The sequence below is a fragment of the Nocardiopsis listeri NBRC 13360 genome (assembly GCF_001570765.1).
Lineage (GTDB): Bacteria > Actinomycetota > Actinomycetes > Streptosporangiales > Streptosporangiaceae > Nocardiopsis > Nocardiopsis listeri.
Genome location: NZ_BCSH01000064.1, coordinates 1 through 9543, shown reverse-complemented (window position 1 = coordinate 9543; position 9543 = coordinate 1). Strand labels below are relative to the sequence as shown.

The 9543-nt window shown below is 68.5% G+C and carries 7 protein-coding genes; 4 read left to right on the top strand and 3 right to left on the bottom strand.

From position 1 onward, the window contains the following. A partial coding sequence (locus NLI01S_RS19275) for a TetR family transcriptional regulator (protein ID WP_067606616.1) occupies positions 1–427 on the bottom strand: 427 nt, incomplete at its 3' end. Between the two features lie 355 nt (positions 428–782). Here NLI01S_RS19275 and NLI01S_RS19270 point away from each other — a divergent pair. The 4 genes from NLI01S_RS19270 (at position 783) to NLI01S_RS19255 (ending at position 5211) form a co-directional block, all read left to right on the top strand. Continuing rightward, positions 783–1793 (top strand): MBL fold metallo-hydrolase, encoded by a 1011-nt coding sequence (locus NLI01S_RS19270; protein ID WP_067606614.1) that lies wholly within the window; start codon positions 783–785, stop codon positions 1791–1793. Between the two features lie 228 nt (positions 1794–2021). Further along, entirely contained in the window at positions 2022–3374 is a 1353-nt protein-coding gene (locus NLI01S_RS19265; protein ID WP_067606612.1) for a glycosyltransferase family 4 protein, read from the top strand. 29 nt (positions 3375–3403) lie between these two features. Then, positions 3404–4135 (top strand): class I SAM-dependent methyltransferase, encoded by a 732-nt coding sequence (locus tag NLI01S_RS19260; protein ID WP_067606610.1) that lies wholly within the window; start codon positions 3404–3406, stop codon positions 4133–4135. Beyond that, the gene (locus NLI01S_RS19255) at positions 4135–5211 is read left to right on the top strand and encodes a prenyltransferase (protein ID WP_067606608.1); all 1077 of its coding nucleotides are present in this window, start codon (positions 4135–4137) and stop codon (positions 5209–5211) included. Before NLI01S_RS19260 ends, NLI01S_RS19255 begins: the two co-directional genes overlap by 1 nt. Positions 5212–5280: 69 nt before the next feature. Here the strand turns inward: NLI01S_RS19255 and NLI01S_RS19250 are convergent, their stop codons facing one another. Further along, positions 5281–8472, bottom strand: a complete 3192-nt coding sequence (locus NLI01S_RS19250) for a transglycosylase domain-containing protein (RefSeq protein WP_067606606.1) — start codon at positions 8470–8472, stop codon at positions 5281–5283. 269 nt (positions 8473–8741) lie between these two features. Beyond that, the gene (locus NLI01S_RS19245; RefSeq protein ID WP_067606604.1) at positions 8742–9374 is read right to left on the bottom strand and encodes a class I SAM-dependent methyltransferase; all 633 of its coding nucleotides are present in this window, start codon (positions 9372–9374) and stop codon (positions 8742–8744) included. Positions 9375–9543 lie beyond the last annotated feature (169 nt).

Below are 9543 nucleotides of genomic sequence, written 5' to 3'. Positions count from 1 at the left end.
GGTTGCCGGTGGCCACCCGCCACACCAGGTCGGTGATGCGCACGTCCAGCTCGATCTTGACCTCGGCCATGATCAGCGAACGCACCAGCGCGTCGGCCAGCTCGGGCTCACGCATGAGTCCGCGGGTGGCGCGCAACAGCACGTCGACGGCACGACCAGCGGCGGTGTCGGCGGTGGGTGGACGGCGCACGATGCCGCCCTCCAGCAGATCCAGTTCCTCGGTGACCACGGCCACGACCAGGTCCATCTTCGAGGGGAAGTAGCGGTAGAGGGTGCCCAGGGCGACCCCGGCGCGCTCGGCCACCGAGCGCATCTGCATCGCCTCGACGCCACCGCGTACCGCCAGGGCGGCCGCGGTCTGGACGATACGTCGGCGACGCTGTGTCTGATTCCGCGTCATCGTTCCGATCGGTGCCTGCACCGCCACTGGGTCTCTCCCCTTCATCATCGGTCCACCGCGAAGGCGGTGGCCGAGAGCCACCTCAAGGCCGGCGTGAGATCGCCGACCGTCATGAGAACACGTTATCTAACGCTTTCCCTCCCAGGCAGCCGTCCGAACCCATGATCCGCACCTCATCGCCCGACGTGACAGAGGTAATACGAGATCATGATAGAGATTTTCGGGTCGATCGCCCAGCCAGGTAGAATATGTTCTACTTCGTCGAACACCTAGGGGCTGGACCGCAATCATCCGGCTTTGGCCGCACTCCGCCCAAAAGTCCCAGGAGCCCCTTCCCTAGAATCGAATGTGATTCGGTTTCCAGCGGAAAGGCCGTCCCACAATGCGCGAGGTTCCCCCGGTGGAGGACCTGGGCGAGGGGCTCTGGAGCATCCCGGTGCCCGTCCCCCACAACCCGATCGGCTTCACCTACGTCTACTCTCTCTCGGCCCCCGGTGGCCCCGTCCTCATCGACACCGGTTGGGACCACGACGATTCCTGGTCGGCCCTGGTCGACGGCCTGGCCCGGGCCGGTCACCGCGTCGACCAGGTCCAGGGCGCCGTCATCACCCACTTCCACGCGGACCACTCCGGTCTGAGCGGCCGCCTGCGAGAAGCCTCCGACGCCTGGATCGCCATGCACCCCCGGGACATAGCCGTCCTGGAGAGACAGGCGGGACGCGACCAGGAGGAACGGGCCACCGCGATGGTCACGCAGATGACCCGCGCCGGGTTCCCCACCGAGGACATCGATGCCTTCCGCGCCTCCCCCACCGTCTTCCGGTCTCCCGCCACCCCTGACCTGGCCCTCCAGGACGGCGAGCGGGTCGACGTGCCCGGGCCGGACCTTCGCGCCGTGTGGACCCCCGGCCACACCCCCGGCCACCTGTGCCTGCACCTGGCCGACCGGGAGCTGCTGTTCACCGGCGACCACGTCCTGCCACGCATCACCCCGCACGTGGGCCAGTTCCCCCTCGACGCCCCCGAGGGCGACCCACTCGGCGACTTCCTGTCCTCCCAGTCCCGCATCGGACGCCTGCCCGACGCCGAGCGGCTGCTATGCCTTCCCTCACACGAGGAACGCTTCACCGGGCTACCCGAACGCGCCCGGGCGATCACCGACCACCACGAGGAACGCCTGGCGCGGATGGCGGAGCTGCTCGGCCCCGGTCCCACCACCCTGTGGGAACTCACCTCCGGTCTGGAGTGGCGTCGCCCCTGGGAGGACATGCGGATCCTGGCCCGGCACATGGCCGCATCCGAGACCGCCGCGCATCTTCGCACCCTGGAGGAGCGCGGCCTGGTCAGGCGGGGCGGTTCGATGGAGCTCCCACGGTGGGCCACCACCACCTGAATCGACCACCCGGAATAGGATCCTCCTAGGCAGTGCTTCCTTAGCGCCTCCGCTTCGCTTTGGCGTGTCCGGGCGCCCCTTGGGGTCCGCAAAACAGAACAAAGCCACTGCCCGGCGCCGACCCCGAGTGAACTCGCGAGTAACATATGGGGGCGCCCGGACGGACCCGACGGCGACCGAGGACGAACGGCGACTACCGGGCACGCGACCCAACGAAGAGGTGGACTCTTGACCCAGTCGGGCACAAGCACGGGACCGACCCCAGAGCCGTCCGGCGACCGCCGCCCCCTACGCGTCGCCCTCCTGTCGTACCGGAGCAAACAACACGTGGGCGGACAAGGCGTGTACGTACGCCACTTGTCCCGCGAACTCGCCGCGCTCGGACACCAGGTCACCGTTTTCTCCGGCCAGCCCTACCCGGTCCTGGACGAGGGCGTCGCACTGGAGAAACTCCCCTCCCTCGACCTGTACAACGACACGAACCCCTTCGTCGCCCCGCCCCTGCGCCACTGGCGCGACTGGATCGACGTCCTCGAGGTCGCCACCATGTGGACCGCCGGGTTCCCCGAACCGCTCACCTACTCTCTGCGCGCCAACCGCGAACTCCGCCGCCGCCTCAACGAGTTCGACGTCGTCCACGACAACCAGACCCTCGGCTGGGGCCTGCTCGGCGTCAAGTCCGCCGGCCTGCCCCTGGTCACCACCATCCACCACCCCATCAGCGTCGACCGCCGCATCGAGATCGCCGAGGCCAAGGGCCTACAGAAACTCTCCAAGCGACGCTGGTACGGGTTCGTGAAGATGCAGGCCCGCGTCGCCCGCCGCCTCGACCCCATCCTCGTGCCCTCCCAGTCCTCCGCCGACGACATCGCCCGTGAGTTCGGGGTCGACCCCGCCACCATGGAGGTCACCCCGCTGGGCGTGGACACCCGCTACTTCCACCCGCGCCCCGACGTGGAACGCGTCCCCGGCCGCATCGTGTGCACCGCCAGCGCCGACAGCCCCCTCAAGGGTGTCGCCGTCCTGCTGCGCGCCGCCGCCAAACTCGCCACCGAACGCGACGTCACCCTGACCATCGTCAGCAAACCCCGGCCCGGTGGCCCCACCGACCTCCTCGTCGACGAACTCGGCCTGCGCGACCGCATCGAGTTCGTCAGCGGCATCGACGACGACGAACTGGGCCGCCTCATCGCCGGCGCGCAGGTCGCCGTCGTCCCCTCCTTCTACGAGGGCTTCTCCCTACCCGCCGTCGAGGCCATGGCCTGCGGCACGCCGCTCATCGCCAGCCACGCCGGCGCCCTGCCCGAGGTCGTCGGCACCGACGGCGACGCCGGCCGCCTCATCCCCCCGGGCGACCCCGACCTCCTCGCCGCCGAACTCGCCTCCCTGTTCGACGACGACGCAGAACGTGAGCGCATGAGCGCCGCCGCCTGGCGCCGCGTCCAGGAACGGTTCACCTGGAAGGCCGTCGCCGAGCTCACCGCGCAGCGCTACGCCTCCACCATCACCGCCGTCAAGGGGACCACTCTCGACGGCGACCACCGCCCCGCGCCCGTGCGGGCCCGCGCGAACGGCGCCTGACCCGCAGCACCATCCCTAGGGAGCCTCCACTGATCACCGTCGACTTCAACCTGTTCCCCGTCGGCCCGGGCCACCGCGTTCTCGACCTGGGATGTGGCGGTGGCCGCCACGCCTTCGAGATCTACCGCCGCGGCGCCGACGTGGTCGCCTTCGACCAGAACGTCGACGACCTCGCCGAGGTCGAGACCATGTTCGCGGCCATGGCCCACGAAGGTGAGGCGCCCGCGTCCGCCAAGGCCGAGACCGTCAAGGGCGACGCCCTCGACATGCCCTTCGACAACGACTCCTTCGATCGTGTCGTCGCCGCCGAGATCTTCGAGCACCTGCCGCACGACACCGCCGCCATGAAGGAGCTGTACCGGGTCCTCAGGCCCGGCGGCATCGCCGCCGTCACCGTGCCCAGCTTCCTGCCCGAACGCATCTGCTGGGCGCTCTCGGAGGAGTACCACACCAACGAGGGCGGCCACATCCGCATCTACACCCGCGCCGAGCTGGAGGCCAAGCTCAAGGCCACCGGTTTCGAGATCGGCCCGCACCACCACGCGCACGCCCTCCACGCCCCCTACTGGTGGATCAAGTGCGCCGTGGGCACCGACAACAACGACCACCCGGCGGCCAAGGCCTACCACGACCTGCTCGTCTGGGACATGCTCCAGGCCCCCAAGGTGACCCGGATCGCGGAGAGACTCCTCAACCCGGTCATCGGCAAGAGCGTCATCGTGTACGTGCGCAAGCCGATCACGACCGACGTGTCCGACTGATGGCCACCGCACCCGCGCCCAGCGACCCCGACGCCCTGCACCTCCCCGGAGTCCTCAGCACCGAGCAGCTGTACCGGTCCGCCGACTACCTGGTGCGCGCCCAGGAGCCCGGCGGCGCCATCCCATGGTTCCCCGGCGGTCACACCGACGTGTGGGACCACGTGGAGTGCGCCATGGCCCTGACCGTGACCGGTCTGACCATGCCCGAACACGCCGAGGCCGCCCGGCGCGCCTATCGGTGGTTGGCTGGAAGTCGGCACCCCGGCGGCGGTTGGCCCGCCAAGTTCCGGCAGGGGAGGCCCGTCACGGGTCTGCGAGAGGCCAACCACGCCGCCTACCCGGCCGTGGGTGTGTTCCACCACCTGCTCACCACCGGCGACACCGCGTTCGCCGAAGAACTGTGGCCGACCGTGGAGAGCGGGCTGGAGTTCGTGCTGACGCTGCGCGGCGACCACGGGGAGATCCTGTGGGCGCGGGATGAGGACGGAACACCCGGCGACCACGCCCTGCTCACGGTCTGCTCCAGCGTGCACCACGCGCTGCGCTGCGGCGCCGCGTTGGGCGCCCGGCTGGGCAGGGAACGTCCCGGGTGGGAGGCCGCCGCCGACCGACTCGCCACCCTCATCAACGAACGTGAGGGGCTGTTCGCCGACCGCTCCCGCTTCTCGATGGACTGGTTCTACCCGATCCTGGGCGGGGCGGTCCGCGGTGACGACGCCAGGGCTCGCGTCGCGGAACGCTGGGACACCTTCGTCGTCCCCGGCCTGGGTGTGCGCTGCGTGAGCGACCAGCCGTGGGTGACCGCGGCGGAGTCCTCCGAGCTGGTGCTCACGCTGGCCGCCATGGGCGAGACCGACGCCGCGATACGCATCCTGCGGGAGATCCAGCACCTGCGCGACCCCGACGACGGCGTCTACTGGACCGGTTACCAGTTCGCCGAACAGGTGCGCTGGCCGGTCGAACGCAGCACCTGGACGACCGCCGCGATCGTGTTGGCCGTGGACGCGCTCACCCGCACCACCCCCGGTTCCCGGGTGTTCCTGCACAGCTGGGACACCGAGCCGGTGGTCGCCTGAGGATCCACCCTCACACAAGGGCGAGGGCCCCGTACCGATGTGGTACGAGGCCCTCTTCGCGTGGCGACGCTAGCCGTCTTCGCTGCGTGTCGACGGTGGCATCTCCGGAATTCCAGGGCTCTCCGGGATACCCGGTTCCTCCGGCTCCTCCGGGAGCTCGGGGATCTCCGGTTCCTCCGGGAGCTCCGGGATCTCGGGTTCCTGAGGTTCCTGAGGTTCCTGGGGCTCCTGAGGTTCTTGCGGTTCCTGAGGCTCCTGCGGTGCCTGGGTCGCCGGATCCGGCGCCCAGTTCTCCGTGGTGCCGTCGAACGCCGGGTCCGGGAACGAACCGCGCTCGTAGCCCTCCATCGCGCGGGTCATGTACGAGTTCCACATCGAGGCGGGCAGACCGCCACCGGAGATGTTGTGCCCCGGGATGCTGAAGCTCTCGTTGTTCCCGCTGTACACGCCCACCGCCGTCGACAGCTGCGGGGTGTAACCCACGAACCAGGCGGCGACGCTGCCGTCGGTCGTACCGGTCTTGCCCGCGACCGGGTGGTCCCACAGTCGCGCCGCCGTACCGGTACCTCCGGTGACGACCCCTTCGAGCGCGTGGGTGACGTCCGCGGCCGTGGTCTCCTCCAGGGCACGGTTCTCGACGACGTCGGGGCGCTCGTTGTCGCCCGCCTGGTTCACGACCTCCTTGACGACGTGTGCCTCCATGTGCACACCGCCGTTGGCGAAGGTTCCGAACCCACTGGCCTGGTCGACCGGGCGCACGCTGCTCGCTCCGAGCGGCATGACCGGCACCAGCTGGTTGTCGTCGATACTGCCCTCGGGAAGACCCACGTCGTAGGCGGTCTGGCGGATCTCCTCGAAGCCGACCTCCTGCGCCAACTCCACGAAGCCCAGGTTGTTGGAGACCTGGGTGGCCTGGGTCAACGTCATGACCCCACCGGGAGAGTTGCCCGCGTTCTGCACCCGGGATCCCTGGACGTCCCGCGGACCACGCCCGTCCACCGTGGAGTTCAGGCCGTAGCCCTGCTCCAAGGCGGTGGCCAACACGTACGGCTTGAACGCCGAACCGGCCTGCGCGGCGCCCAGGAAGGCGCTGTCGTACTGGTTGGTGACGTAGTCGTGACCGCCATAGAACGCCTTGACCTCGCCTGTGGCGGGGTCGATGGTGGTCAGACCGATGTTGACGCCCTCGGGAAGGTTCTCCGGCGGCACCATCGCCTCGACCGACTCATAGGCCGCGTCCATCATGCCCTTGTCGAAGGTCGTGACGATCTTGTAGCCCTGCCGGTTGATGTGGTCCTCGGTGTAGCCCAGACGCTCCAGCTCGCTCAGGGCCTCCTGGAGCATGTATCCCTTGTAGCCACTGATGTCGGCGCCCCCCATGGGCTTCTCCGCTTCAGGGGCGGGGAACTCCATCTGGTCGGCCTCGGCCTGGGTGATGGCCTCGGTCGTGACCAGACCGTTGATGACGTACTGCCACCGGTTCTCCATCGCCGGCGTGGTCTCCACGTCGGCCTGACCGAAACGGGTCGGCTGCTGGATGGCGGCGGCCAGGAACGCGGACTCCTCCGGGGTGAGCTCGTCGACGTCCTTGTGGTAGTACGCCTGGGCGGCGGCCTGGATGCCGTAGGCCTGACGACCGAAGTAGATGGTGTTGAGGTACTGCTCCATCACCCACTCCTTGTCCTCGTTCTGGTCCACCTTGATCGCGATGATGATCTCTTGGACCTTGCGGGCCACGGTCTGGTCCAGGGACACGCCTTCGTAGTAGTTGCGCACCATCTGCTGGGTGACGGTCGAGCCACCCTGCACCTGCTCACCGGTGATCGTGGACCACACCGCGCGCGTGGTACCACTCAGTGAGACACCCGGCTCGGTCCAAAAGCCCCGGTCCTCCGCGGAGATGACGGCTTCGACGACGTGGTCGCCGCCGGCGACCATCTGCTCGTAGTCGACCACCTCACGGTCGGTGCCGCGATAGGCGAACTCCGTCTCACCATCGGCGAAGTAGAACGTCGACCCCTGCTCGACCGCGTCGGCCTTGGCCGCGTCCGGGATCTCCACCGTGGTGTAGAAGAACGCGAACACACCGACGCCCGCGACGATCATCAGGCCCGTGACGATGAGGAACACGCGCAGGATGCGCCACCACAGCGGCTTCTTGGTCTTCGGCTTCTTGTCGCCCTTGGCCTTGTCGCCGGGGCCCTTCGGACCGCCCGGGCCACCGGGTGGGCCTTTGGGGCCTCCGGGGCCGGTCGGACCACCGGATGCCGCGGCCTGAGCCGAGGCGGCAGCGGCGGCCCCTCCGGCGGCCGCGGTGGCGCCGTCGCCCTTCTCGGCCTCGTCCTTGGCCTGTTCCTCACGCTCCGACGTGTAGTCGGAGAACCGTCGAGGCCGCGGCCACATCTCGTCATCGGCCGGCGCCGCCTGCTGCTCGGCGATCCGGTCGCTGTCCTCGGAGTTCTCGTCCGTCCTCTCGTCCGGCAGGGAAACGAACGCGGTGGCCGCCACCGCGGGCATCGCCTCGGTCGGCTTCGCCTCGTCCTCGCGGCTCGGCTCGTCCTCGGGTTCGGTGGTCGCCTCCGCGGCGGCCACCGGAGAGTCCACCCCCTCCGGTCCCGCAGGGCTCTGAGAGCTCTCAGTGCTCTCAGTGCTCTCAGGCGCCGGGACGGGCGTGGAAGCGTCTTCCCTTCCCTCCGAGCCCTCCGGCTCCTCCACGTTCGCCTGAGCGAGGTTCGGGAGCGGGAAGACACCGGTGGCCTCATTGTCGGGGTCCTCGGCGCGGACGCTTTCCGCCGCCTCGGTCGCCACCTCCTCGGTTCCTTCCTTGTCCTCCTCGCCCTCTGCCGCGAAGGGGACGGCGGAGGTGGAGGAGGCGGAGTCCGATTCGTCTTCGTCTTCGGCTTCGGCGGCCTCGGAATCGGTGTTCAAATCGGAAGAGGGCACGTCGTCCAGACCGTAACCCTGATCGGCCAAAGTCTGGGCCACCCGCTCACGGAAGAACGTGCCACTGGTCTTGAATGCGGCGGCTCCGCCAACGATGAATTCCGGCTCAGGAGTGTCGTTCCCTCCGGAGTCCCCCTCCGATTTGTCATCATCGGTAGCGGGTACATCACCCTGGGGCGTCGCCTGACTGGACAGCTCCTCTGCAGAGGTGTCGTTCGTCTCCGGCGTATTCGAGTCGGGACGCTGTCCATCCGTCCCGCCATCGCCGTGTGTGCTCTCGCTCAGCTCCCCGCCCCCATGGCAAATCACGTCCGGCACCGTGCCGTCCTGGTGTTTGACGCGCGAGTGCCCCTGATCGGTTCAGTTCGAGTCAGGACTGAAGCGGTATCCCGGGGAAAATCGCCACCATCATCGCTCCACCCTCACCGTCACGATACCCGCCCGTAACTGTGTCAAGGCCGAATCCGTAACCGCCCGGTGACTTCTTACCGAGGACTTACCCTCATCCGGCGTGTCACATGGTGTTCGATGAATCCCCGTGGCCCCGAGGACCGAAGGGCCCTCGATGCCACGGGGACCACGTCGGATCAGGAGGTACGTTCCAACACCCGCATGGAACCGAGCACGCGTACCTCCTTGAACCGTCCGGTCTCCAGAGCACGACGGTAGATGTTGTAGGGCGGACGCCCCCCGTCCTCCGGGTTCGGAAAGACGTCGTGGATGACCAACGCGCCACCGACCGCGATGTGCGGAGTCCAACCCTCGTAGTCGTTCTGGGCGGCCTGCTCACTGTGACCACCGTCGATGAAGAGCATGCCCAGTTCGGTGCCCCAAACGGCCGCGACCGCCGTGGACGCCCCCGCGATCGCGATGACCTCCTCGTCCAGCCCGGCCCGCGTGATCGTGCGCCGGAAGTGCGGCAGTGTGTCGAACTTCCCCGTCTCCGAGTCGATCAGGGTGGCGTCGTGGTACTCCCACCCCTCTTGGTGTTCCTCCGACCCCCGGTGATGGTCCACGGTGACGACCTTCGCCCCCGCCACCCGAGCCGCCGCCCCCAGGAACACGGTGGACTTCCCGCAATAGGTCCCGATCTCCACGATCGGTCCCCGGTCGGCGTACTCCACAGCCGTCTCGTACAGGGCCAGGCCCTCATCCGTGGGCATGAAGCCCTTCGCCGCTTCAGCGGCCGCCAACAGCTCCGCCGGGATTGTCTTCGTCATCCGGAGATTGTCCCATTCCCCATCCCCTACTTCCCCACCCCGACCCCGTTATCCACAGGCCAGGGGTTCGGGGTGGTCGTGGGATCGATGGACATGATCTCATCGATCTCGGGGGAGCCGCCGGTTCCACCGGCTTCCTGCTGCCCATATGAGCCACACAACAAAAAAA

Coding starts and splice junctions, on each gene's coding strand:
- NLI01S_RS19270 (WP_067606614.1), top strand. CDS start 783: ATGCGCGAGGTTCCCCCGGTGGAGGACCTGGGCGAGGGGCTCTGGAGC.
- NLI01S_RS19255 (WP_067606608.1), top strand. CDS start 4,135: ATGGCCACCGCACCCGCGCCCAGCGACCCCGACGCCCTGCACCTCCCC.
- NLI01S_RS19245 (WP_067606604.1), bottom strand. CDS start 9,374: ATGACGAAGACAATCCCGGCGGAGCTGTTGGCGGCCGCTGAAGCGGCG.